Source organism: Superficieibacter electus, from assembly GCF_002915575.1.
In the GTDB taxonomy this organism is placed as follows: domain Bacteria; phylum Pseudomonadota; class Gammaproteobacteria; order Enterobacterales; family Enterobacteriaceae; genus Superficieibacter; species Superficieibacter electus.
Map to the genome: position 1 here is coordinate 134,176 of NZ_PQGD01000014.1, position 24,760 is coordinate 158,935.

The window sequence follows — 24,760 nt, forward strand, 5'->3', positions numbered from 1 at the left end:
CTTCATTAGCGAGTTAAGGTGCTGGCATCAGCAAAATAACGGCCCATAGCACCGTAAAGACCGATTTTCTCCAGCACCGCAAGCTCGCCCTCTGTTTCAACGCGCTCGGCAATCAGCGGCAGGTTAATCTGGCGGGTCGCCCAGTAGATAGCTTCAATAAAGAGCTTTTTATCCGCTTCGGTATCAATATGATGGATATAGCTACCATCCACTTTGATCCACGCCAGCCCCCACTGTGGCAGGTTACCGATAAGATGAAAACGTCCGCCAAAGTGCTGAAGCCCAAGCCGGCAACCGGTCTCCCGCAGCTTTTTCATCAACATACTGACGCGCTCCGGATCGGGCAGTTCATTCTCGTCCAGTTCAAGTGTGAGACGAGCGGCGAGCTGCGGCGCTTGCCTGAGTGGTTGCAGGAAGGCATTCAGGCTGGCTTCATCAGCCACGCTTTCGCCGCTGATGCTCAGGGCCAGGCGGTGATCGCTGTTCTGCATTTCACGCAATGTCTGCCTCAGCATAACCAAATCCATTCGACGACCCAGCGCCAGGCGGTGGACCCAGGGCATAAATCGGCCCGCGGCGATCATCTCACCGTCCGGCATCTTGATACGGGCAAGGATCTTGTGGTGAATAACAATATGCTGATGATTACACTCATAAACCGGCTGTGAAAAAAGTTCGAATGACTCGTTTTGTAGCACCGACGTCAGCCGCGTGTGCCAGACATGATGGTCATCCTCTGGCTCTGCAGTGGTTTGGGTCTGCGGATCGCCTGAGTGTATGGCGAAATAGCGCATCTCAGTCTCTGCCATTGCCAGCGTGTGATCGGCCTGCGAAAGTACAGTCTGAGGAGTATCACCATAGTGAAAAGGGACCTGGACAAAATGAGCCACCGGCGTTACGTCGCTTAACCCCGTTTCATGTAGCGCTTTAAGCTGGGTACTGAGCATGGTGACCAGCGTATCCATCTCCTGCGGCAAAATCTCTGGCGTGATGAGGGCAAATTCACCGCCGCGCACGCGAGCCAGCAGACTGTCAGCGTGAAAGAAACGCTGCTGTGTCTCCATCAGAAGGTGGGCAATCGCCTGCAATAGCTCATCGGTTCGTGCACCGCCCATCCGCTGGTTGAGCCCCGTCAGATCCTGAACACGTAGCAGGATCAGATGGCCGGAGGGTTGCTCTTCGTCGCTTAATCGTGACTGTAAATGAATGTCGAAAGCCCGACGATTGCTGACGCCAGTGAGCGGATCGTGATACGCCTCCTGGCGCAACGTCTCGGTGCGCTGCGCCTGCTCGCGGAAAAGCGCCTGAAGCTGAGTGACCATCATGTTCATGGCATCGACTACCCGGCGTAGTTCCGGTGTTTTGGGCAGTGCCGACAGGTTGAGGAACTGTCGATGGCTAATGGCCAGCGCCTGTTCGACGATATAGTTCAGCGGTCGCAGACGGCGACGCAGCAGCAGGATCATCACCAGTACGCACAGCATGCTACAGCCCACCAGCCACAAAAAGCTGGCGATAGTGCTGTCCCACAGGCGTGCCAGGGCAAACATCGGGTGGCTGACCACTTCGACGCGTGCCGCCTGGGTCCAGCCGCGCATCACAATGGCGTCGCCCATTCCCGGATTCAGGGCCACCAGCTTCACAAACCAGTGTGGTACGCTGGCGCTCTGCGGAGTATCGCTGCGCTCGATAATCGCTTTGCCGGTTTTAATGTCCATGACCCGGATACTGTAGAAGTAGCCGCTGTCAAAAATGGAGTTGACCATCAGTTCGGTCATGGTCGGATCGTCGATATGCGTGGTTAATGACAACCCCAGCGCGGTGGCGGCGTCCTGCGCGTGTGCGCTGAGCTGGTTACGATATTGATCGCGCGAGCTTTCCAGCGTCACCACAAAATTGCCGCAGAAAAGAATAAACGTAAACAGACATATGCCAATCAGTAGCTGTTTATAAAGGGACATGGCTACTTCCTATTCATTAAGTTCAAATCCTTCTGCACGCATTCGGGTGAGAAGATCCTGCCAGCGGGAAAGACGTTTGCTGTCACCTACACGTTTATTTCCGCCAGCCTGCGGGAGCCATAATCCCTCACCGTTGAAAGCATAAACGGGAAGCAGATCGGTCCGCTGGGTGGCGGGTAAAATAGCCGTTTTCAGGTTATCAAGCACAAGCGGTATCGCATCCGGCGTGGAATACCAGGTAACGACCATATGTGCCTGATTCAGCGTTAACGCTTTAACATAAGTAATACGTAGCTGGTTAGCAGGAACGCCCATTTCACGTAAGGTGAAATACTTCGCGATCGCGTAATCCTCGCAATCTCCTGCGCCTTTGCGTAAAAACTCAATTGGCGTGGCCCAATAATCCTGTTGCTGCCAGACCACACTGTCATCACGAAAATTCATTCGCGTATTAAAGAACTGATTCACCAGCGTTAATTTTTGCTGCACGCTGGCCGGCGGCGGGTTTTTTAACAGCGCGGCCCATTCATTAATGCGTTGCGTCGCTGCCGGAGACGCCGGGCCGTAAAGATCGCGGGTACGAAGCGTAATCGCGTTAAAATCCCATCCCGCGCCCAGGCCACACGAAATCGCAAGCAGCGCCAGGACCCAGAACGATAACCATCGTTGCCGGAAAGGGGCAGGCTGAATACCAACGCGGCATCGGTTCATCGATCTTTTTCTGGGCAGGCGAGTCAGCGAGTATAGTCTGGCTCTGCCGCTTCGTTCAATGCCGGCGAACCATTGCGGCAATATTTGAGATAGGCCACGTAGCCAGAAAGATAATGTTCGACATCGTCTATTCTGACGCGATAACTATGGTGACGAATAAAAAAACTGCCGACAATGCGCGGCGGGTTTTTAAAAAACATCGCCAGTTCTGGCCAGAAAAAGCCGTTTGCCAGATAGCGCGCACGTATTTCCAGCGCTTCATAAAACGCCGTAAGTGGAAAGCCTTTGAGTAAATGCTTATGTTCTGAATCCGCCAGGCGGGTGATCATCCTCGAGGCTGCCATCATTAATTCCAGCAGCGTGGGATAGGTGGTAATACGCTGGCGAACAAAATCCAGATGATCGCGCACGTTATCCAGACCGAACTGGTAATAACGCGCCAGCGGTCGATAAAGGGTTAGCTCGTTAATACAGTAGCTCAGCCAGTGATCGTGCGCCTGCCAGTGTTTCTGCGCAATAAAATAATCCACCGCGCGTTCCACCATTGCCAGCCAGCGAGGCTCCTGGGTTAATCCGTACAAGCGCATTAAGGCAAAAGCCGCTTCACCGTCATAATAAATAATCCGCTGTTCGGCTTTAACTGACAGGTCGGCGGCATGCAAAACGTGGACAAAACCACCGGTGGTCGGGTTTTGCATAAAATGAATGCCATTCGCCAGCCGGTGCATCTGCGTCAGAAAACGTGTGTCGCCAGTGAGCTCAGTATATTTGCTCATCGCCAGAATGGTGACCGCATTGCCACCCAGCTTGATTTCATCGCCGGTATCCAGCAGAAAATCGGCGTCGCTGCCGTCCGGCAAGGAGTACGTTTTAATTAACTGGGTGGAGAGATCGTCCAGCGCTCGCGTGATGGCGGCAAGATGCGCGGGATTGCGGGTTTCCTCCCATCCTTCAAGCAATGCGTAGGTGGAACTGGCATGGCGCAGGGTGTTATAGGTGGGAATCGGGCGGTCAAAGCAGGGGAACCAGCCGTAATCGTAACGCCCCGATTTTTTCACCTGACGCGCCAGATAGTCGGTGCTGCTGTGGATCATCTTTTCCAGCGCGCTGTCCTGCCAGTCCGCAAGCTGGCGATAGCCAGCGTTTTTACCAGATGATTCAATGAGGTAAGTTTCGTTCTCATCGGTAAACACCGCCCTGGTAGTAAAGCGCCACAGCAACTGCTCAGCGTCCTGCGGCCAGTTCAGTTCGTGATTAAAACGGCGGCGTGAGAAGGACGCCAGATTGACAGCGTTGAGCGTCGCCACGCCCTCCGTTCCCTGATACATCAGCGCCCCGGCGGCAATTTCCTGCTCCAGAATGGCATGGGTGAAGTCAGGATCAAAACTCAGCCCAAAGCGAAAATAGTTACGTTTGGTTTTGCTGAGTTTATTTTGCAGCGCCGCCAGGCACAGTGCCTCAACGCTATGCACGCGATCCACGCGCAGCCAGACGGGGTCATTTGACTGCCGTTTTTGCCAGAGCTGAAGCGCCTGCGCGCCGCGTTGCCACGCCTGATCAAAGTTCTCGCCCCGCGCAATATGGGTATGTGCACGCGTTTTACCATCGCTGATACTGAAAAAAATAACCTGTGCAGGATAGGCGGCAGGTAGTGGCGTAATGTTTAGCGTTTCTGCGGCTGAGCGGGTGCGTGCCAGTAAATGACTCAATGACATTTCAACTCCAGGCATTCCTTGCGTGATCGTCGGATTTGCCGAAAGTTATAACACACATTGATATATTGAAATATGACGCCTGGCAATATCCGCTGCTGTGAGGCTATCGCCAGCGCAGAGAGAAGCGGTTATTCTGTCGTGTGTTATTCATAATATTAATATATGGCGGAAGGACAATGAAAAGGAGCGGGCGTGGGCGAGCATGATATTTCGGATATGAAAGTGGCGACTTCTGCTTTCTGGACCGCTACTGATGTCGAACTGGCCACGTCGGGAAGCTGGTTTCGCCATCCGCCGGAGGGCTGGGCGGCAACGGGCGTGTCTATTTTTGCCCCCGCCATTCAGTCCGGTAATATGGCCCTCGTACGTTCCGCCACGGACAACTGCGGCATGCTGGCAAGCGTGGTCGCCAGAATGGCCATCCCACCGTCCTGCATTATTACCACCGATCCGCAGAGCATTAACATGGAGAATATGCCAATCCTTCAGGTTACTGATGGGACGGAAGCCCTGCTGGCGATGGGCCGCTACGCACGTAATAAAATGCGCGGCAAAGTGACTGGTGTGACTGGTAGCGCAGGGAAAACCACGACCGTATCAATGCTGGCTGCCGCCCTGTCGGCATGGGGACCGGTAGGCCAGAGCCGAATGACGGCTAACCTCCCGCGCGGCGTGGCATGGAACCTGGCCTCTGTTGCGTGGGATACGCCGAACGTTGTCATTGAGATGGCGATTGGACGCATGGGTGTCAGCTCACGCATGGCGCGGCCTGACGTGGCGATCTTCACCAATATTCAGCCAGCACATCTGGGCGAAAAGCATACCCTGCATGATATCGCGATGACCAAAAGCGCTATCTTTTGGGGAATGGCGGCCGGTAATATTGCTATTCTGAACCGTGATATGGCGGAGTGGGAAACGGTCCGCGACGAAGCGCTGCGCGCTAAGTTGCAGATCCTGACCTACGGACGTCATCCTGAATCTGACAGCCGTTTACTTGACTATGACGCCCGTGGAAATAAGGTTACCGCGACGATAAACGGTCAGCCTGTGGCATATTCGTTATCCGCCAGCGGTGAGCATATGGCGGTCAATAGCCTTGCCGTACTGGCCGCCGTCCATGCCCTGAGCTATCCGCTGGCACCTGCCATTGAAAAAGTAGCGGCTTTTATGCCGCTGGCCGGACGAGGGCGGGAAGTGGCAGCCGGCATAGACGGCTGTGCCTTCACACTGATTGACGATGCCTATAATGCTAACCCCGGCTCCATGCACGCCGCGCTGACCAACCTGAGTGAAAAGCCCGTAATGGGGCGCAGAGTAGCCGTCCTGGGCGAGATGGCGGATCTGGGTACGGATGCCATGAGTTATCATACCGCGCTGGCAGCCACCCTCAATCACAGCATGATCGACCGTGTTTATCTGGTCGGATCGCAGTACGCCGTGTGCTGGCAGGCGCTGGAAGACAGTAAAAAAGGGCGCTTTTTCACCACCGTCGATGAGATAAAAAACGAATTATGTGCCCTGCTACAGCAAGGTGATACCGTCCTTTTTAAAGGATCGCATAGCGCAAATATTCACCAGCTTGTAGAGTGGGTATTGGCGAAAAACGAGAAACGCTTATAAAACAAGCCTATCCGTGGAAAAGCAGGATGCTGTGCATGGTTATAACTGCTTGATAATCAGCTATGTTGTCGGTCGGGTAAGGCGAAGCCGCCATCCGGCAAAAAGGGGCAAAAACCGGACCCCGTAGCCCGGTTTTTGCTTCATGCTTATTGTTTATCGAAAGCTGAAAACTCTTGTTTTGCCTTCTCAAGCTGCTGCTGGAACTGCGGATTGGAGTGCAGCGTTGCCACAATCGCCGAGCCGACAATACGTGCCGCATCCACATCGCTCTGCCAGTGATAACCGCAGATCACCCGGCTCTGGCCCAGTTCATAACCGCGTTTTAAGATCTTGTCCTGATCGGTCGGGTTAATTTCCGTTAGCACCAGCGCGGTGGCCCAGCCGATGGACGTATGACCGGAAGGATAAGAGCCGTTAGTGGATAATTTTTCCTGATCTTTAGTATTACACGTCGGCACGCCATAAAAAGCGAACGGCCTGATACGCATATATTTTTCTTTCGCGCCGCGGGTCGCCAGATCGCCCGCATCTTCAATCATATTGGTTAAAAGCTTATAGATCTCCGGGGATTCCTTTTGCGTAATCGGATGACCGAACGCTTCTGAAAACGCATTGGCAACGCCGCCCGCGGCCAGGTCAGCATCTGCCGCCGCCTGTTTACCACGCTCGGTGTTGCGCAGCAGGCGGCCTTTTTCGTACATCGCCTGATCGTTCAGAAATTGAATACTGCCCGCTTCCGGCGGAGGCGGTAACAGTGCCAGGCTATTAATTGCCTGGTCATTTTTCAGATAATAGAGATCAGGTTTGGTAGTGACATCATCACCCGGTGCGGATAAGGCGAAAACGTTAAAAGATAATAATAAAAGCCCCAGTGGTAATAAGATTTTTTTCATAATAACCCTTAGCATTTTGTCATTTTATACGCTTGTATAGTTTAGCTTTTTGCTCAGAGCAGGCTGTGATTATGATCCCAGTTGAAATAAAACTGTAACAATTAAATAAAGATAGCGAACTTATTATTTCATGAGCATGCAGGTGAAATTTTTATGTTCGTCAAAATAAGATCTGACCATGCAGTACGCTAGCGAATCGTTAATTCTCCCAGCGCCGCCAGCAGAGAATCAACTTTAGGCAGTAATTGTTTGCGCCGCGGCCAGACCAGCGACAGCATGAGTCCTTCCGGTTGTTGCTCCGGCAGAATAATTTCCAGTGCTTCGCGGGAGAGCGGTTCACGTATCAGCCATGAGGGCATTTGTGCGACGCCGAGGCCGCCGCACAGCGCCTGCACCTGCGCATCAACGTCGCCAAGCGCCATGCAATACGGAACGCTGCGCCAGTGAGGGTGACCATCCGCCGTGGTAAATAACCAGGGCTTGGTACTGCCATCAGTGCGCTCGTAGAGAATCGCCCGGTGTTGTAATAATTCATTTTCACTGGTGGGCCGACCCGCGCGATCGAGATAGTCCGGCGTCGCACAAAACACCATCCGCTCGCGGCCCATCTGGCGACTGCCAAGCGAAGCGGGCAGATCCGTCGGGCCGCCGATCCTTACCGCCACATCAATTCCTTCATCAAACAGATCAATAAAGCGATCGGAAAACGTCACGCTGAGTTCAATCTCAGGATGTTGCTGACAAAAAGGAATAAGTAACGGCATAACGCCCAGCCGCCCGTAGGTATTCGGAACGGCCAGCCGTAGCCGTCCCGATGGAATGGTGCGTTGTGCCGTCAGTATGGCTTCTGCTTCTGCCAGTTCCTGCATGATACGCAGGCAGGTCTGATAATAAGCATTACCCGCATCGGTAAGTTGTAGCGTCCGCGTGGTGCGCTCCAGCAGGCGCGCCCCCAGCCTTTCCTCCAGACGCGCAATACTTTTACTGACGGCAGAACTGGTGAGATAGAGCCGCTCAGCCGCCGCGGTGAAGCTGCCGCTCTCCACGCTTACCACAAAAGGAACAATATCTTTAAGCCGCTGATCACGCATGATTAATGAACTCAGGTTGAAAATGTCGTGAATTTATCGCTGAGATAAGAATTAAATTCTCCACTACTCTGAGACATATCGCAATTAAAGGAGACGCAATATGCAAAAGCAGGCACTGATCGTCGGCATCAGCGGGGTTATCGGGCGAGCGCTCGCGGAAACATTACAGCGTGAAGGCTGGCAGGTGACGGGGTTATCTCGCGGACGCGGCGCGGTTCCACAAGGGTGCCGCAGCCTGACCGCCGATCTTACTGACGCCGGCGAGGTTCGCGAGGCGCTGTCAAAAGAAAAACCCGATGCGCTGTTTTTCAGCGTCTGGTCACGCCAGGAGAATGAAAAAGAGAACATCCGCGTTAATGGCGCGATGGTGCGTAACGTCGTTGACGCGCTGGGCGAGCGGCTGAACGGCGCGCATGTGGCCCTGGTCACCGGACTGAAACACTATCTTGGTCCCTTTGAGGCTTACGGCAAAGGTGCCGTGCCGGTAACCCCTTTTCGTGAAGAGCAGGGCCGGCAACCCGTCGATAATTTCTATTATGCGCAGGAAGATGAAGTTTTTGCCGGGGCGGAGAAGTACGGCTACCGGTGGAGCGTGCATCGTCCGCATACCATCATTGGTTACGCCATCGGTAACGCGATGAACATGGGGCAGACGCTGGCTGTCTATGCCACGCTGTGCCGGGAAAAAGGCTGGCCCTTTATTTTTCCCGGCTCCCCGGAGCAGTGGAACGGGCTGGTGGATATGACGGATGCAGGATTGCTGGCAGAGCAACTGCTTTGGGCGGCAACGTCCGATAACGCGGCTAATCAGGATTTCAACGCGGTGAACGGCGACGTGTTCCGCTGGAACTGGTTATGGCCGCGGCTGGCCGCGTACTTCGGCATCGGGTCGGCAGACTATCCGGCGCAAATAATGCCGCTGGAAGGGCGGATGCAGGAGGCTGCGGACGCATGGCGTGAAGTGGCGGAGCGTTATCAGTTGCGTGAGGCGGATATCACCAAACTGGCATCCTGGTGGCATACCGACGCCGATTTAGGCCGCCCAATGGAAGCGTTTACCGATATGAGCAAGAGTCGCAAGGCCGGATTTACGGGCTATCGCTCAACAGTGGATTCGTTTATTCAGCTGTTTGATAAGCTGAAGGAAGAGAAGGTGATACCGGGGTAACATTATGCAGCCCGTCACGGGAAAAGGCGGGCTCCGATAACATTACAACGTGTCGCCGTAATAAATCTGATAACCCAGATTAACGTTATTGAGGGTTTCTTTCCCGGCCAGGCGTTTAATCAGGATTTCTGTTGCCACGCTGCCCATTTCATAACGCGGGGTGACGACGCTGGCCATTTTTTGTAGCCGGGCACGGCCAATTTCCAGACCGTGGAACCCGGCGATGGCAACCTGTTCAGGCACACGAATCTGCTGCGCCTGGCATTCCAGCAGTACGCCAACGGCGAGGTCATCGTTGGTGCAGAAAATGGCATTGATGTCCGGCCGGTTTTGCCGGGTTTGTAAAAATAACTGACGCCCAAGTGCAATGGAAGAAATGGCATTAGGAACAACATGATACGGTTTTAGCCCTTGTTCATTCAGCGTCCGTTCCACGCCGTGAAAGCGGCTGACATCGCGCGGATCGTCCATTGAACCGAAAAACGCCACCGACTGCTTCCCGGCATCCAGAAATGCCTGCGTCATTTCCGAGGCTGCTTTCTCATTATCAATCCCCACCTGGATATCCAGACATTGTTCGGTGATATCCATTAATTCAGCCACGGGAATGCCGCTGGAACGCAGATACTGCACCATGCGATCGGTGTGCTTCTTTCCGGTCAGGATCAGGGCGTCAATATTATAAGAAAGTAGATTCAGCACTTCGCGTTCTTCGCGCCCGGTATCATATTCGTAATTGGCTATCAGCGTCTGATACTGATGTGCAGAGGTGACGGATTCAATTCCGGCCAGTACGTCAGCAAAAATCTGGTTACGAAACGAGGGGATGAGTACGCCTATCGTCTTACTGCGCGCATTGAGCAGGATCTCCGGCGCACGGTTAGGAATATAATTGTTTTCTTCCATGATCTTCGAAATCAGCTCACGGCTTCGCTGCGAGACCTGATTAGGATCGCGAAGGTAACGGCTGACCGTCATCTTGTTGAGCCCGGCAAGCGTAGCGATATCCTGTAACGTCATCCGGTTGTTTTTCATGGCGTTCTCTGCGAAACACGGTGTAATGAATTCGCAGAGAACCTTATCACAGCTGGCCAATGACTGCATCTTGTCCGGGCGGGTTAACTCATTGCTTTATCAGCCCGCAATGTCGGGGCGGAAGGCGCAGGATTGGCCCGTACGCAGTACATCAGTACCACTGACGCCAGCAGCGAAATCGCCATAAAGGTATAAGACACGCCTGGGCCGCCGGTGAGACCATTCAGATATCCTACCAGCCACGCGCCGAGGAACGCGCCTAGTGCTCCAAAGCTGTTGATCAGTCCCATGGATACCCCTGCTACATTACGCGGCAGCAGTTCCGGTATTAAAGCAAAAAACGGTCCATAAGGGGCGTACATACAGGCCGCAGCGATGACCAACAACGCATAGGAGAGCCAGAAGGCATTGCTTCCCAGCATCCACGAGCAAAAGAATGCCACCGAGGCAATGAGCAGCAAAGGCCAGATAAACAGTTTACGGTTCTGGAATTTATCGGAAAGCCAGGACACCGTAAGCATCAGGCAAATTGCCGCCAGATACGGTACCGCCGCCAGCCAGCCGACGGAGACAATATCCATCTGCGCCGCTGATTTAAGGATGGACGGCATCCACATCATGAATCCGTATACACCAATACTCCATAACGCGTGAACCGCGCACAGCATCACCACATTGCGTGAACGCATGGCCTCACCGTAATTACGTACCGGTTTGATATTAGTTTGCTCGCGATCCATCGCCTGTTGCAGCGTTTCTTTCTCCTGACGGGTCAGCCAGTTCACCTCAGACGGCTTGTCACGCACCAGCACCCACCAGCAAATCGCCCACAGCACCGCCGGAATGCCTTCAATAATGAACATTTCGCGCCATCCCCATGCCTGGATGAGATAGCCGGAGACTATTGACATCCACAGTACCGTGACCGGATTTCCAAGGATCAGGAAGGTATTGGCGCGTGAACGTTCCGTTTTCGTAAACCAGTTGCTGATATAAATCAGCATCGCGGGCATCACCGCCGCCTCCACCACGCCGAGGATAAAACGGATCGCCATCAGCATAGGAATATTGCTGACAAAGCCCGTTGCCGCGGCACAAATACCCCACAAGATCAGACTGCAAAATATCATTTTCCGGACGCTGCGTTTCACGGCATACAGCGCACCAGGCACCTGGAAAAAGAAATAACCGAGGAAGAATAATGCGCCGATTAACGAGGCGGTACCTTTGGTGATCCCCAAATCGTTTTCAATCCCGGCCGCTGCGGCAAAACCGTAATTTGCGCGATCGAGATACGCCAGACTATAGGTAATAAAAATGATCGGCATTAAATACCACCAGCGCCGGGCTGGTAATTTAGCGAGAGCGTTCATATATATTCCTTTGGATAAGGGGCTTACACCGCAGCTAACATTCCGCCGTCGACGAACAGGATGTGACCATTAACAAAATTTGATGCCGGTGCTGCCAGGTAAACCGCCGCACCAATCAATTCCTCCGGTTTTCCCCAGCGCGCAGCGGGCGTGCGTTGATATAACCAGGCGGAAAATACTTCGTCATTTACCAGCGCTTCAGTCATCTCTGTGGCGAAATAACCTGGCGCGATGCCGTTGACCTGAATGTTATATTCCGCCAGTTCTACGCACATGCCCCGCGTCAGCATCTTGACCGCGCCTTTAGACGCGGCATACGGCGTAATGGTTTTGCGCCCTAATTCGCTCTGCATCGAGCAGATGTTAATAATTTTTCCTTCCTTGCGCGCTATCATGTATTTCGCCACCTGCTGGGATACAAGAAAGACCGACTTCTGATTCACATCAATGACCCGATCCCATTCCGCTTCCGGAAATTCGGTCAACGGATAACGACGTTGAATGCCGGCGTTATTAACCAGGATATCAATTGGCCCGATCTCTTGTTCTATCTGTGCAATCGCGGCTGCCACCTGCTGACCATCCGTTACGTCAAAGCCGTAGCCGACGGCATCATAGCCCTGTGCCCGCAGTTTTTCTGCTGCCAGTCCGGCACGCTCCTGAGTAATGTCGTTGATAACCAGACTTGCACCGTGCTCAGCCATACCAAGCGCCAGCAGATAGCCAATACCCTGTGCTGAACCGGTGATTAGCGCGCGTTTACCCGCCAGGCTAAAAATATTTTTCATGTAAAAACCTCTTTTTGATTAGCTGTTACGCGTAACTGTATACGCGTAACAGTTGGAAAAGAAGATCGCTTACAGAGGTTATGGTTGTTTTGTGATCTGGGTTGGATTTAGGTGAGGAGGAGTGCAACAGGTCAGCCGCAAATAACAGGATGCTTAAATGCGAAATCCTCAAGTTGTAGTAAGCTCGCTTAAAGCTAACATATTGATTGTGCTGCGAAAGGCAGAGGAAAAAACCGAACTGAGTTTATACCGGAAACGGCCCGCACCGTTGCAGAAGAAGTATTCATTGAGCAACGTAGTATTATGGGCGACCTGCGGGTACCACAGGAATTTCTGAATTGTCCGGATCAGCCAGCGCCCGATGCAGTTCTACGTAAAACGATGCAATATTCAGTAGCCGGGATCAGAAAATGACTTTATTTTACCGTCTCTTGTTAAAAAAGTGGCGTTATGGGCATTGAGTATCTGAGAGATAATTTTTCAGATGAGTAAATAGAAAATCAATTATATTTATATTTTCGTTCAAATTCATATCATAGATATAAGCTATAAACCGCATCCAACTTAACGTGAGCTTATCGATGGGGTGACGGCGTGAGGCAATCGGGCTGATGATCTATCGATATTAACAGCCTGGCCGAAAGGGGAGAGCTGATAGCCAGGAAATGAGATGTGGTACCTGAAGAACCCAGGCCTTTACGCCAGGGTTGATGATGTAAGGTATAGCTTTTCCCCAAAAGCAAAAAACCAGCCCGTAGGCTGGTTTTTCTGGAATAAGTGGTGCCCGGACTCGGAATCGAACCAAGGACACGGGGATTTTCAATCCCCTGCTCTACCGACTGAGCTATCCGGGCAACGGGGCGCATTAAACCGTAATCGCCGATTCGCGTCAATGGAATTTCGCGAAATCCCGTCTGTTTGCTTAACTTTGCGGCAAAAGAGCCGTTAAGTGAGCGCGCCACCCTGACGACACTGGGCAAAACGCAGAACATCTTCTGCAAGACGCTGCGCGGTATCGACATCGGTCTGGCTGCGATTGACCAGCATACGGCTCAGGCAACCCTCCAGAATCAGCTCCATCTGCTTTGCTACCATCGCCGGATCGTCCACTTCCAGTTGAGTGAGCAGTTCGTGGCTGAAATCATGCGCGGCCTGCTTTTGCTGGTCTGCCAGTTGATGAATGGGGTGAGCCGGGTCCGGATAAAAGGTACAGGCGGCGATAAACAGGCATCCGGGATAACGATGATTACTCACGCACTCGGTTAGCGCACCGTAACGTGCCAGCAGTTTTTGCTCGGTAGTCAGCTCATCATTATGCATAAGCTGTCTGCGCCAGGCATCGACCTGTTGACTCAGATAGCGCAATACGTCATAGAGCAGCGCTTCGCGGTCTGGCCAGAAACGCTGTAAGTCTTCCAGCGGGTAATCAAGGCGCTCGGCAACCATCTCAAGCGTGGTGCTGGCTATCCCTCTTATCTCGAGTAATTTAAGGGCTTCTCCCAGGACGTCTTCACGTTGCACGATGTTCTCCTCCATTTTATCCCCTGAAGTGTCGTTTACCGGGGCAGATTCTGCAAATGGGTATGAAAGGCTGGGGCGTCCATAAAACCGGTTATTCGGGTTTCCGGGTGCTCGGTGCCTTCGGCGTCAAAAAACAAAATTGTCGGTAATCCCAGTACGTTAAGGCGCTTTAACAGAGCGATATCGTCGGCGCTGTTAGCGGTGACGTTGGCTTGTAATAGCACACTTTTTGCTAATAACAGGCGGACCTGTGGATCGCTGAAGGTATATTTTTCAAACTCTTTACAGGCGACACACCAGTCGGCGTAGAGATCGAGCATCACCGGTTTACCTTGCGCCTGTCCCAGCGCCCGATCCAGTTCATCCACGTTGGTAATCCGGGTAAAGTTCAGTGGCGACTGTTCTGATGCGCCAGGCGCGCCGAAGGCCCAGTCCTGAAGAGGGCGGGCACAAATTAGCGCCGCGCCCAGCAGGACAATCTGCACGGCACGCATCCACGCCCGTTGCGCCTTCAGGCTGGTGATAAAGGCCCAGCCAAAGAAGGCGATGCCGAGCAGCGCCCACAGGCGTAATCCCCAGACATCGCCGACGATCCGCTCCAGCAGGAACACCGGCAGCGCGAGAATAATAAAGCCAAACGCGGTTTTAACCTGCTCCATCCACGGGCCACTTTTCGGCAACAGGCGGTTGCCGAAGACGGTCACCAGAATTAGCGGCAGGCCCATCCCCAGCGCGTACAAATATAGCGTGCCACCGCCGAGCCACAGGTTCCCGCTCTGGGCGATGTAGAGCAGAATGGCACTGAGCGGCGCAGTGGTGCAGGGGGAGCAAATCAGACCGGCAATCGCGCCCATCGCAAATACACCACCGGGGGAGCCTCCTTGTTGACGATTACTTATCAACGTCAGGCGCGTCTGGAGTGAAGAGGGCAGTTGCAGGGTAAACAGGCCAAACATAGAGAGCGCGAGCAGGGTAAACACAATCGACAGGCCGATCAGGACATACGGATGCTGGAGCGCGGCCTGAAATTGCAGACCGGCAGCGGCGACGACAAGGCCGAGCGCGGTATACGTGAGCGCCATGCCCTGGACGTAGATAAAGGCCAGCAGCAGCGCTCGGGAGGTGGATAGCCGTTGCTGGCCGCCGAGGACAATGCCGGAGATCAGCGGGTACATCGGTAGAACGCAGGGAGTGAAGGCGATACCAATGCCGATCAATAACGCCCACAGGGCAGTGAAGGGCAACTCAGTATGGGCACCAGTGTCGTGGTTTGCCCTCACCCCGGCCCTCTCCCCGGGGGAGAGGGAGATGCTGGCACCGGCGTCGTGGTTTGCCCTCACCTCAGCCTTCTCCCCGTGGTTAGCGCTGGCGTCAGGTGACGAGGCCAGGGGTAGCGTCCTCTCCTGGGACACCGGGCGCACTTCACTCACCGGTACCACTTTGGTCTCCGGTGGATAGCAGAACCCGGCGGCCGCGCAGCCCTGGTAGGTTACCGTCAGCGTTGCGCCTTTCCCGGCAGACTGGACGGTTACGGGTACCGAAAGTTGCTGGCGATAAATCTCGCTTTTGCCAAAAAACTCATCTTCATGGCTTTCGCCTGTGGGAAGCTGTAGCGGCGCGATGTCGGCCTGTGAGGCCGTTACCTTAATCTGCTGACGATAAAGGTAATATCCGTCTTTGACCAGCCAGTTAAGTGTCAGATGGCGCTGATTTTGCTGAAAATCAAAGGCAAATGCCTGATCGGCCGGAACGAAGTTCGAACGCCCCGGGGCGTCAAAAAGACCGGCAAAAGCTGACGTACTGCACAGCAGCAGGATCAGCGTAAGGATGCGTTGAGCCATGAGAGATAATCACTGTCTCCGTGAAGAACGGGTAATACCAGAAGTTCGGGGGTCTGATACGGGTGGTGTGCTTTCAGGCAATCCAGCAGCGCCTGTTGATGGGCGGGGGAGGTTTTTAATACCATCTGCACCTCGTACTCCTGCTCCAGCTTGCCTTCCCAGTAATAAAGCGACGTGGCACCGGGCAGAATTGTCACACAGGCAGCGAGTTTATCGCCGAGGGCTTTAGCCGCTAAATCCTGCGCAGTGGCTTCATCCGGGGCGGTACAGAGTACGACAACGGCGTCGGGCGTGGTCATCATCAACCTCGTATCAGGGAAAAGAGGCACTATATCACGACGCGGCGAAAGGGTTTACTGCGCGGGCCGTCCGGTGGCCCGCGTTTAACAACATTTACAACACAATGCCGCCAATAAGGAAGCCGAGGATCACGCACAGCGAAATGGCGATCACGCCGGGAATAAGGAATGCATGGTTAAACACGTATTTGCCAATCCGCGTTGAACCGGTGTCGTCCATCTCTACCGCCGCCAGCAAGGTCGGGTAGGTCGGCAGTACAAACAGTGCGGAGACCGCGGCAAACGAGGCGATAGCCGTCAACGGAGTGACGCCGAGCAGCAGTGCGGCAGGCATCAGGGCTTTGGTGGTCGCCGCCTGGGAGTACAACAGGGTGGCGGCAAAAAACAGCACCACCGCCAGCAGCCACGGATAGCTGTTCAGCAGATCGCCCGCTACCGCCTGAATATCAGTAATATGATGCTTAACAAAGGTGTCGCCCAGCCAGGCCACGCCGAGCACACAGATACAGGCGCTCATGCCGGATTTAAACGTCCCGGCATTGAGGATTTCGCCGGTATCCACTTTACAGGTCAGGCAAATCAGCGTTGCGATGGTCAACATAAACACCACGATCGCTTCGTTACGCGGCAGGATCGGGTTGGCAATCAGCCCCACCGTCGGGCTGATGGCGGTGGCATACAGCATCACTGCAACAATACCAATCAAAAACAGCATTACGGACCGTTTGGCGTGCGGTTTGAGTTTGAATACCTGGCTGCCGCGCAGTTTGATTTCGCCTTTTGCCAGCCGCTCCTGATACACCGGATCGTCTTTTAGCTCGGCACCAAGGAAGTTACAGACGATGGCGGTCAGCATGACGGCAATCAACGTCACCGGAATACAGATTGCCAGCAGGGTCAGGTAGCTGACGCCCAGCGGCTCAAGAATACCGGCAAAGAAAACCACCGCCGCCGAAATCGGCGATGCGGTAATGGCGATCTGCGAAGCCACCACGGCGATAGACAGCGGACGCGAAGGGCGGATACCCTGCTCTTTTGCCACTTCAGTGATCACCGGCAGCGTAGAGAAGGCCGTATGCCCGGTCCCCGCCAGAATGGTCATAAACCATGTGACCAGCGGCGCGAGAAAGGTGATGTATTTCGGGTGCCGCCGCAGCATACGTTCTGCCAGGCTGACCAGGAAATCCATCCCGCCGGCGACCTGCATTGCGGCGATCGCCGCAATCACCGCCATAATGATTTCAATGACATCAAACGGAATCGCGCCGGGGGTGATTTGAAAAAAAAGGGTCAGGACGAGGACGCCCAGCCCGCCAGCAAAACCAATGCCGATGCCGCCGAGACGCGCACCGAGGTAAATTGCCAGCAGGACAATAACGAGTTCTGCACCAAACATATATGCCTTCTCTATTTTTAATGAATTGATATTAAATTGTTGTAATTAGGTAAATGCAAGCAACAAAAAAGGCACGTCATCGCTGACGTGCCTTCATTTTTAGTCAAATCCGTTACTGTTCGCTTTCATCGGTATAACGTTTCGCTTTATAGGCCGGGTGCATCAGGTTCTGCGCCGAGAAAATATCGTCCAGTTCAGCTTCGGTCAGCAACCCGCGCTCCAGCACGACTTCGCGCACGCTCTTGCCCGTTTCAGCACAGATCTTGCCGACAATGTCACCGTTATGGTGGCCGATGTACGGGTTAAGATAGGTCACAATCCCGATAGAGTTGTAGACATAGCTTTCGCAGACAGCTTTGTTCGCCGTAATGCCGTTGATGCATTTTTCCAGCAGGTTGTAGCAGGCGTTAGTCAGGATATGAATCGACTCAAACATTGCCTGGCCAATCACCGGCTCCATCACGTTCAGCTGGAGCTGGCCCGCTTCTGAGGCCATGGTGACGGTGGTATCGTTGCCGATCACTTTAAAGCATACCTGGTTCACCACTTCCGGCACCACCGGGTTTACCTTAGCTGGCATGATTGACGAGCCGGCCTGCAACTCCGGCAGGTTAATTTCGTTCAGCCCGGCACGCGGACCGGAGGAGAGCAGACGCAGGTCGTTACAGATTTTCGACATCTTCACGGCCAGGCGTTTCAGCGAGCTGTGCACCATCACATAAGCGCCGCAGTCGGAGGTGGCTTCGATCAGGTCTTCGGCAGGTACCACCGGCAGGTTGCTGACTTCAGCCAGTTTTTGTACCGCCAGCGGCTGATAGCCGTCCGGGGTATTCAGGCGCGTACCAATTGCCGTTGCACCAAGGTTTACTTCCAGCAGCAGTTCAGCGGTGCGCAGCAGATTTTTCGTCTCTTCGTTCAGCAGCACATTAAAGGCATGGAATTCCTGGCCGAGGGTCATCGGCACGGCGTCCTGAAGCTGAGTACGGCCCATTTTCAGCACGTCCTGGAACTCAACCGCTTTCTTCTCAAAGCCTTCACCAAGCTGATGAATCGCGTCGATCAGTTTCACAATAGAGGCGTACACCGCGATGCGAAAACCGGTCGGGTAGGCGTCGTTGGTGGACTGGCATTTATTAACGTGGTCGTTAGGGTTGAGGAACTGGTACTCACCTTTTTGGTGGCCCATCAGCTCCAGGCCAATGTTTGCCAGCACCTCGTTAGTATTCATATTGACGGACGTGCCCGCGCCGCCCTGATAGACGTCCACCGGGAACTGATCCATACATTTGCCATTGTTTAGAACTTCATCACAGGCGGCGATGATGGCATTTGCCACATTTTTCGGGATGGTCTGTAGCTCTTTGTTCGCCAGAGCCGCTGCCTTCTTCACCATCACCATACCGCGCACAAATTCAGGGATATCGCTGATTTTGCTGTTACTGATGTAGAAGTTTTCAATCGCTCTCAGAGTGTGAACGCCATAGTAGGCATCCGCTGGTACTTCCCTGGTGCCCAACAGGTCTTCTTCGATACGAATGTTGTTTAACATGTAAACCTTCTCTTTCAAGCTGCCAATGATTACACCAAACACGCAGTATTTATGTGGGTATGCGTATTTTCTGACCGACGATTATCTCCTGAATCGGCCTGGTGCCCACGATCATATGCTGATGATAGCGAATTGCAGTAATCTGGATCACTTATTAAGTGCGGGATCGCAAGATAATTATTGATGTGTGAAATGTGTCACTTCATGGCAGCCCATCAGAAAATAGCTGAGCAGTCCGGTTGAACTTTGGCTATTTGCCTCCATCTCATAAGAATGCGTTTCGCAAACCCATTTGGCCGGGGCCGTCAGGCCGCTGCCCACCACAGGAGAAGCCAGTGCGCTGGATACCGTTACTTGCTGTTTTTCTTTATGTTTATATCGAGATTTCGATTTTCATTCAGGTCGCTCATGAATTGGGCGTGCTGTTGACCCTGCTGCTGGTCATTTTCACCTCTTTCATCGGCATGTCGCTGGTGCGTAATCAGGGGTTCAAAAACTTCCTGTTGATGCAGCAGAAGATGGCGGCGGGAGAAAGCCCGGCCAACGAGATGATCAAAAGCGTTTCGCTGATCATTGCCGGGCTGCTGCTGGTGCTGCCGGGCTTCTTCACCGACCTGCTGGGGCTGCTGTTGCTGTTACCGCCCGTGCAAAAGCACCTGACGTTAAAACTGATGCCGCACCTGCGCTTTTCCCGGGGCGGTTTTAGCGCCGGAACCGGCGCGGGAAACACGTTTGATGGGGAATATCAGCGTAAAGACGACGAGCGCGATCGGATTGAGCATAAAGACGATCGGTAAACGCAAAAAGCGGGCCTGCATTTTACAGGCCCGTTCAGCGATTATGCTGACTTCACGATGGCCCGCTTTGGTAAAAACAGCCACAGCGCCGCCAGCATAATGACGGCATAAAGGCTTTTCCATCCGACCATCGCCAGCAGCAGCAGACAAAGCACACTGCCAATCACCGCCAGCATCCGATAACGTCCTTTCAGTAACCGGCATCCTGCCAACATACACAGCAAATAAATGATGATGAATATGCCGTTGGCATAGACGATAAGCGCGTCGAGATTAATCGCCAGCCCGTAAATCACGATAGTACAGATGACACAACAGCCCAGCACGGCATTAAGCGCATTAATCGGCAACTGCTTTTTGGACAAACGTGCGAGCGGGCTCTGCGGTTTATACTGCGCCTGCGACCACACCAGTCTGGCGAAGCTCTGAATATAGATATTGAGGCTGGCGAAGCAGGCCAGATAACCAATAATACAGGCCACCCACTGTGCCTGGACGCCAAAAAGCTGCACAACGATAGCGGGCAGCGAGGCGGCAGCGGCGCGATCGTCGCCGTAGGCGTTAAAGTGCAGGACCAGTACGGTACAGGCCCAGTAAACGGAACCGGCCAGCAGGAGTCCTATCATCAGTGCACGGGGAAAATCCCGTTCCGGATGTTTGAATTCTGAAGCAAGATGGGCAAAAGCTTCCAGGCCGACAAAACACCAGAACATCACGGCCAGGGCGGCAAATAGCGCCGACGGCTGAATATCCTGAGGGGCAGGGAAGGGGATCTGCGATGGTGCTATATCGCCAGACCACCAGATCGCGACTATCAGAGCGACAATCAGCAGGGCTACAAGGCTTTGCAAATTAGCGCTGGAGCCTGCGCCGCGCGTACCTACGAACCAGATGAGCGCGAGGGTAATCAGTTCCGCAACCAGTAATTGCCAGCCGTACCAGCCAAACATCGCCTGCCAGAATCCGGCAGCGATATGCAACGCAGCGGGGAGACCGACCGGAATGACTGACAAAAACAGCCAGCCCGTAACGCGTTCCAGCCTGGGACCAAACGCCATACCGACGAAATGTGCCACGCCACCTGCGCTGGGGAAGTGACGTCCCAGAATGGCGAAGACGATTGCAACCGGAAAGACCAGCACTATCAGCACGGGCCAGGCCCATAAACTATTATTCTCTGCAACCAGTGCTGCCAGCGCCGGAACGGCAAAAACACCGGTTCCCAGCAGAGAAGTAGAAAGTAAGCCTACGCCCTGAGCCAGTCCCAGCTCCTGTTTTAATCCCGCCATCAACCTGTTCTCAATTAACGATTTACGCGTAATTGATGGTAACACACTCCGTCCAGAGCGCCCCAGCCGCACCACGGTGGGTTTATTTTTAAGCGGTTACGGAAAAAGAGATAAATTTTTTTCATCTTCCCCCTTGAAGGGGCAAAAATCGACCCCCATCTCTCAGGCACCAGTCAAAGAAGCCAGTGGCTCTTTGGCGTCATCCATAACTGATAAAGACTTTCTCAAAGGAGAGCTATCAATGAGTATTCGTCCGCTACATGATCGTGTGATCGTCAAACGTAAAGAAGTTGAATCCAAATCGGCTGGCGGCATTGTTCTGACCGGTTCTGCAGCAGGCAAATCCACTCGTGGCGAAATCATCGCTGTTGGTAAAGGCCGCATTCTGGAAAACGGTACCGTGCAGCCGCTGGACGTTAAAGTGGGCGACATCGTGATTTTCAACGATGGCTACGGCGTGAAATCCGAGAAGATCGACAATGAAGAAGTGTTGATCATGTCCGAAAGCGACATCCTGGCAATTGTTGAAGCGTAATCCGCGAACGAACTGAACCTACGAATTTAAGGGAAAGAGAAAATGGCAGCTAAAGACGTAAAATTCGGTAACGACGCTCGTGTGAAAATGCTGCGCGGCGTAAACGTACTGGCAGATGCAGTGAAAGTTACCCTCGGTCCAAAAGGCCGTAACGTAGTTCTGGATAAATCTTTCGGTGCACCGACCATCACTAAAGATGGTGTTTCCGTAGCGCGTGAAATCGAGCTGGAAGACAAGTTCGAAAACATGGGTGCGCAGATGGTGAAAGAAGTTGCCTCTAAAGCGAACGACGCTGCAGGCGACGGTACCACCACCGCAACCGTTCTGGCGCAGTCCATCATCACTGAAGGTCTGAAAGCCGTTGCTGCGGGCATGAACCCGATGGACCTGAAACGTGGTATCGACAAAGCTGTCGCTGCTGCGGTTGAAGAACTGAAAACCCTCTCTGTACCATGCTCCGACTCTAAAGCAATTGCGCAGGTGGGTACCATCTCCGCTAACTCCGACGAAACTGTAGGTAAACTGATCGCTGAAGCGATGGACAAAGTCGGTAAAGAAGGCGTGATCACCGTTGAAGACGGTACCGGTCTGCAGGACGAGCTGGACGTGGTTGAAGGTATGCAGTTCGACCGTGGCTACCTGTCTCCTTACTTCATCAACAAGCCGGAAACGGGCGCAGTAGAACTGGAAAGCCCATTCATCCTGCTGGCTGACAAGAAAATCTCCAACATCCGTGAAATGCTGCCGGTGCTGGAAGCCGTTGCAAAAGCAGGCAAACCGCTGCTGATTATCGCTGAAGATGTTGAAGGCGAAGCGCTGGCAACGCTGGTGGTTAACACCATGCGTGGCATCGTGAAAGTGGCTGCGGTTAAAGCACCTGGCTTCGGCGATCGTCGTAAAGCGATGCTGCAGGATATCGCAACCCTGACCGGTGGTACTGTTATCTCTGAAGAGATCGGTATGGAGCTGGAAAAATCCACTCTGGAAGACCTGGGCCAGGCGAAACGTGTTGTGATCAATAAAGACACCACCACCATCATCGATGGCGTGGGTGAAGAATCTGCTATCCAGGGTCGCGTAACTCAGATCCGTCAGCAGATCGAAGAAGCCACCTCTGACTATGATCGTGAAAAACTGCAGGAGCGCGTAGCGAAACTGGCAGGTGGTGTTGCGGTTATCAAAGTCGGTGCGGCTACCGAAGTTGAAATGAAAGAGAAGAAAGCCCGCGTTGAAGATGCCCTGCACGCAACCCGTGCTGCGGTTGAAGAAGGCGTGGTTGCTGGCGGTGGCGTAGCGCTGATCCGCGTTGCCTCAAAACTGGGCGAGCTGCGTGGCCAGAACGAAGACCAGAACGTGGGTATCAAAGTTGCGCTGCGCGCAATGGAATCCCCGCTGCGTCAGATCGTGCTGAACTGCGGCGAAGAGCCGTCTGTTGTCGCTAACACCGTGAAAGCGGGTGACGGCAACTACGGTTACAATGCGGCAACCGAAGAATACGGCAACATGATCGACATGGGTATCCTGGACCCGACCAAAGTCACCCGTTCTGCTCTGCAGTACGCGGCATCTGTGGCGGGCCTGATGATCACCACTGAGTGCATGGTCACCGACCTGCCGAAAGCTGACGCACCTGACTTAGGTGGCGCTGGCGGCATGGGCGGCATGGGTGGAATGGGCGGCATGATGTAATTGCCCTGCACCTCGCAGAAATGAATAAACCCCCGGGCAGAAATGTCCGGGGGTTTTTCTTTTGGTCATCTTTTTAGTATAAGGTTTACACACGGACACATTTGTCCCGCTAATTGAAAACGAGGAATAACATGCGCGTAAAAATCTCAGCAGGGATCGTGGGTGCAGCGTTACTGCTGGCAGGTTGTAGCTCCAGCAATGAGTTGACCGCTGGTGGGCAGAGCGTTCGCTTTGTTGAAGATAAACCGGGTGCAGAGTGCCAGCTGGTCGGCACTGCGACGGGTAAGCAGAGTAACTGGCTGTCTGGTCAGCATGGCGAAGAAGGTGGGTCAATGCGCGGTGCGGCAAATGCATTGCGTAATGAAGCAGCACAGATGGGCGGCAACGTCATTTACGGTGTGAGCAGCCCAACGCAGGGTATGCTGTCGAGCTTTGTACCGACCGCCAGCGAAATGCAGGGCCAGGTTTATAAGTGCCCGAACTGATACTGTTTTACGACGCCCCCACTGTGTGGGGGCGTGTTAAGACATCAGGCAGGTACTTTTTTCTGCTTAACGCTCATGCGTAGCTGATGCAGCGCGCGCATGCATTGCTCTTGTGAAAGAGGATGGGTATTGTCCGCGGCAATCGTTCTGACGAACACCTGACAGGGTTTGCTTTTGAGTTTACTCAACCGCTGGCTGTAGGCTAACAGACGGTGAGAAATGGCTTCAGCATGTTTATTTTCTGATTTTGTGCGCGTTTTCACCACCGTGCCGCACTGTTGTTGTTTACCATGTTCATCGGTATATTGATAAATCATCGCCAGATAATAATTGAAGAGGCTTACTTTCCACTCAGGCTGCTGATACGTATCATATTCCAGACTGCCATTATCCAGACAATCCACATCATATAATGGCAGGAAATCAAGCAGGGAAGAAAGGCGAAGCGACAGTTCGCGCATTTTTGCATTATTGATGGCTTGAATGATAGCCTGCACAATTAACGCGATTTGCAGCTCATTAATTTCGACGTCCAGTACTTCGCCGCTGTGAAGAGTGAGGGTAAAAAGTAAATTTTCACCTTCATGGTTGTTCAACACGAGTGTATCGACGCGTTGCGAGGCATCCGCATGTTGCAGTTCTTCTACGGTGAGCGTTGGAATGCTGGCATGCATTTTTTTAATTGCAGCGTCACGCGCTTTATACAGCGTCATACGCTGGTCTTCTGCCATTTGACTGTGTTGCCAGAGCCGATGTTCCAGCGCGATAAGCAGGTCTCTGAGCACCAGTGCAGGGAAAAAAAGCATGGTTTCTTTATTACGCGGCTGTTTAATTTTAAACGCCAGCGCGACAAAAGTATCACCCTTGCGAATGACTCCGGTGTTCATTCCTTTAATATTTATCGCCATTGCGGTTCTCCCTAACCATTTGTATAAAAAATAGTTAAAAGTTATTAATAATTAAATTGTATATTTAAGGACAGCATTGTGCGGGATTATTTT

Annotated in this window: 21 protein-coding genes, 1 tRNA gene and 1 pseudogene; 7 read left to right on the forward strand and 16 right to left on the reverse strand. The window is 53.2% G+C overall.

Annotation, left to right across the window (positions count from 1 at the left end; translation table 11 throughout):
* Window positions 1-5: 5 nt before the first annotated feature.
* From lapD to CHU32_RS17885, 3 genes are read right to left on the reverse strand one after another with little or no spacing between them, the layout of a single operon-like run.
* Window positions 6-1,961 (reverse strand): cyclic di-GMP receptor LapD, encoded by a 1,956-nt coding sequence (gene lapD, locus CHU32_RS17875; RefSeq protein ID WP_103678648.1) that lies wholly within the window; start codon window positions 1,959-1,961, stop codon window positions 6-8.
* Window positions 1,962-1,970: 9 nt separating this feature from the next.
* Window positions 1,971-2,672 carry a cysteine protease LapG gene (lapG, locus tag CHU32_RS17880; RefSeq protein WP_103678647.1) on the reverse strand — a complete coding sequence of 234 codons (702 nt, stop codon included), beginning with the start codon at window positions 2,670-2,672 and terminating at the stop codon, window positions 1,971-1,973.
* A 23-nt stretch (window positions 2,673-2,695) separates the two neighbouring features.
* On the reverse strand, window positions 2,696-4,387 hold the full coding sequence (locus CHU32_RS17885; protein ID WP_103678646.1) for a Mur ligase: 1,692 nt from the start codon (window positions 4,385-4,387) through the stop codon (window positions 2,696-2,698).
* A 192-nt stretch (window positions 4,388-4,579) separates the two neighbouring features.
* Between CHU32_RS17885 and CHU32_RS17890 the strand changes: the two genes are divergently transcribed.
* On the forward strand, window positions 4,580-6,010 hold the full coding sequence (locus CHU32_RS17890; protein WP_103678645.1) for a UDP-N-acetylmuramoyl-tripeptide--D-alanyl-D-alanine ligase: 1,431 nt from the start codon (window positions 4,580-4,582) through the stop codon (window positions 6,008-6,010).
* Window positions 6,011-6,156: 146 nt separating this feature from the next.
* On the opposite strand, the gene phoC is transcribed toward CHU32_RS17890, so the two are convergent.
* Together phoC and CHU32_RS17900 are read right to left on the reverse strand one after the other, a co-directional pair.
* On the reverse strand, window positions 6,157-6,903 hold the full coding sequence (gene phoC / locus CHU32_RS17895; protein ID WP_103678644.1) for an acid phosphatase PhoC: 747 nt from the start codon (window positions 6,901-6,903) through the stop codon (window positions 6,157-6,159).
* Window positions 6,904-7,091: 188 nt separating this feature from the next.
* Complete coding sequence (locus tag CHU32_RS17900; protein ID WP_103678643.1) at window positions 7,092-7,994, reverse strand: LysR family transcriptional regulator; 903 nt, start codon at window positions 7,992-7,994, stop codon at window positions 7,092-7,094.
* Between the two features lie 100 nt (window positions 7,995-8,094).
* Between CHU32_RS17900 and CHU32_RS17905 the strand changes: the two genes are divergently transcribed.
* Entirely contained in the window at window positions 8,095-9,162 is a 1,068-nt protein-coding gene (locus CHU32_RS17905) for an SDR family oxidoreductase (protein WP_103678642.1), read from the forward strand.
* 42 nt (window positions 9,163-9,204) lie between these two features.
* On the opposite strand, the gene idnR is transcribed toward CHU32_RS17905, so the two are convergent.
* From idnR to idnO, 3 genes are all read right to left on the reverse strand, one after another.
* Window positions 9,205-10,197, reverse strand: a complete 993-nt coding sequence (gene idnR, locus CHU32_RS17910) for a DNA-binding transcriptional regulator IdnR (protein ID WP_103678652.1) — start codon at window positions 10,195-10,197, stop codon at window positions 9,205-9,207.
* A gap of 83 nt (window positions 10,198-10,280) precedes the next feature.
* Complete coding sequence (locus tag CHU32_RS17915) at window positions 10,281-11,570, reverse strand: MFS transporter (protein WP_103678641.1); 1,290 nt, start codon at window positions 11,568-11,570, stop codon at window positions 10,281-10,283.
* A gap of 23 nt (window positions 11,571-11,593) precedes the next feature.
* The gene (gene idnO, locus CHU32_RS17920; protein WP_103678640.1) at window positions 11,594-12,358 is read right to left on the reverse strand and encodes a gluconate 5-dehydrogenase; all 765 of its coding nucleotides are present in this window, start codon (window positions 12,356-12,358) and stop codon (window positions 11,594-11,596) included.
* Window positions 12,359-12,559: 201 nt separating this feature from the next.
* On the opposite strand from idnO, the pseudogene CHU32_RS17925 reads away from it, so the two are divergent.
* Window positions 12,560-12,772, forward strand: a pseudogene (locus CHU32_RS17925) (type II toxin-antitoxin system TacA family antitoxin); the annotation flags it as partial.
* A gap of 364 nt (window positions 12,773-13,136) precedes the next feature.
* On the opposite strand, the gene CHU32_RS17930 reads toward CHU32_RS17925, so the two are convergent.
* The 6 genes from CHU32_RS17930 to aspA all read right to left on the reverse strand — a co-directional run bounded on the left by CHU32_RS17930 (window position 13,137) and on the right by aspA (window position 18,964).
* A tRNA-Phe gene (locus CHU32_RS17930) sits at window positions 13,137-13,212 on the reverse strand.
* Window positions 13,213-13,303: 91 nt separating this feature from the next.
* Entirely contained in the window at window positions 13,304-13,879 is a 576-nt protein-coding gene (locus tag CHU32_RS17935; protein ID WP_103678651.1) for a transcriptional regulator, read from the reverse strand.
* A 35-nt stretch (window positions 13,880-13,914) separates the two neighbouring features.
* Window positions 13,915-15,720, reverse strand: a complete 1,806-nt coding sequence (locus CHU32_RS17940; protein ID WP_103750900.1) for a protein-disulfide reductase DsbD — start codon at window positions 15,718-15,720, stop codon at window positions 13,915-13,917.
* Entirely contained in the window at window positions 15,696-16,019 is a 324-nt protein-coding gene (gene cutA / locus CHU32_RS17945; protein WP_103678639.1) for a divalent cation tolerance protein CutA, read from the reverse strand. The genes CHU32_RS17940 and cutA overlap by 25 nt, the downstream gene beginning before the upstream one ends.
* Window positions 16,020-16,113: 94 nt before the next feature.
* On the reverse strand, window positions 16,114-17,415 hold the full coding sequence (locus CHU32_RS17950; protein WP_103678638.1) for an anaerobic C4-dicarboxylate transporter: 1,302 nt from the start codon (window positions 17,413-17,415) through the stop codon (window positions 16,114-16,116).
* A gap of 112 nt (window positions 17,416-17,527) precedes the next feature.
* Window positions 17,528-18,964 carry an aspartate ammonia-lyase gene (gene aspA, locus CHU32_RS17955; protein ID WP_103678637.1) on the reverse strand — a complete coding sequence of 479 codons (1,437 nt, stop codon included), beginning with the start codon at window positions 18,962-18,964 and terminating at the stop codon, window positions 17,528-17,530.
* 335 nt (window positions 18,965-19,299) lie between these two features.
* Here aspA and CHU32_RS17965 point away from each other — a divergent pair, with 335 nt between their 5' ends.
* Window positions 19,300-19,761, forward strand: coding sequence for an FxsA family protein (locus CHU32_RS17965; RefSeq protein ID WP_103678635.1), 462 nt, complete (start codon window positions 19,300-19,302; stop codon window positions 19,759-19,761).
* Between the two features lie 41 nt (window positions 19,762-19,802).
* On the opposite strand, the gene yjeH is transcribed toward CHU32_RS17965, so the two are convergent.
* Entirely contained in the window at window positions 19,803-21,050 is a 1,248-nt protein-coding gene (gene yjeH / locus CHU32_RS17970) for an L-methionine/branched-chain amino acid transporter (RefSeq protein WP_103678634.1), read from the reverse strand.
* Between the two features lie 241 nt (window positions 21,051-21,291).
* Between yjeH and CHU32_RS17975 the strand changes: the two genes are divergently transcribed.
* The 3 genes from CHU32_RS17975 to CHU32_RS17985 all read left to right on the forward strand — a co-directional run bounded on the left by CHU32_RS17975 (window position 21,292) and on the right by CHU32_RS17985 (window position 23,759).
* The gene (locus tag CHU32_RS17975; protein ID WP_013367964.1) at window positions 21,292-21,585 is read left to right on the forward strand and encodes a co-chaperone GroES; all 294 of its coding nucleotides are present in this window, start codon (window positions 21,292-21,294) and stop codon (window positions 21,583-21,585) included.
* Between the two features lie 42 nt (window positions 21,586-21,627).
* Window positions 21,628-23,274 (forward strand): chaperonin GroEL, encoded by a 1,647-nt coding sequence (groL, locus tag CHU32_RS17980; RefSeq protein ID WP_103678633.1) that lies wholly within the window; start codon window positions 21,628-21,630, stop codon window positions 23,272-23,274.
* Window positions 23,275-23,405: 131 nt separating this feature from the next.
* A complete protein-coding gene (locus tag CHU32_RS17985; protein WP_103678632.1) occupies window positions 23,406-23,759 on the forward strand; it encodes a DUF4156 domain-containing protein in 354 nt (117 codons plus the stop codon).
* Between the two features lie 44 nt (window positions 23,760-23,803).
* On the opposite strand, the gene yjeJ is transcribed toward CHU32_RS17985, so the two are convergent.
* Window positions 23,804-24,667, reverse strand: coding sequence for a YjeJ family protein (gene yjeJ, locus CHU32_RS17990; RefSeq protein WP_103678631.1), 864 nt, complete (start codon window positions 24,665-24,667; stop codon window positions 23,804-23,806).
* Window positions 24,668-24,760: the final 93 nt, after the last annotated feature.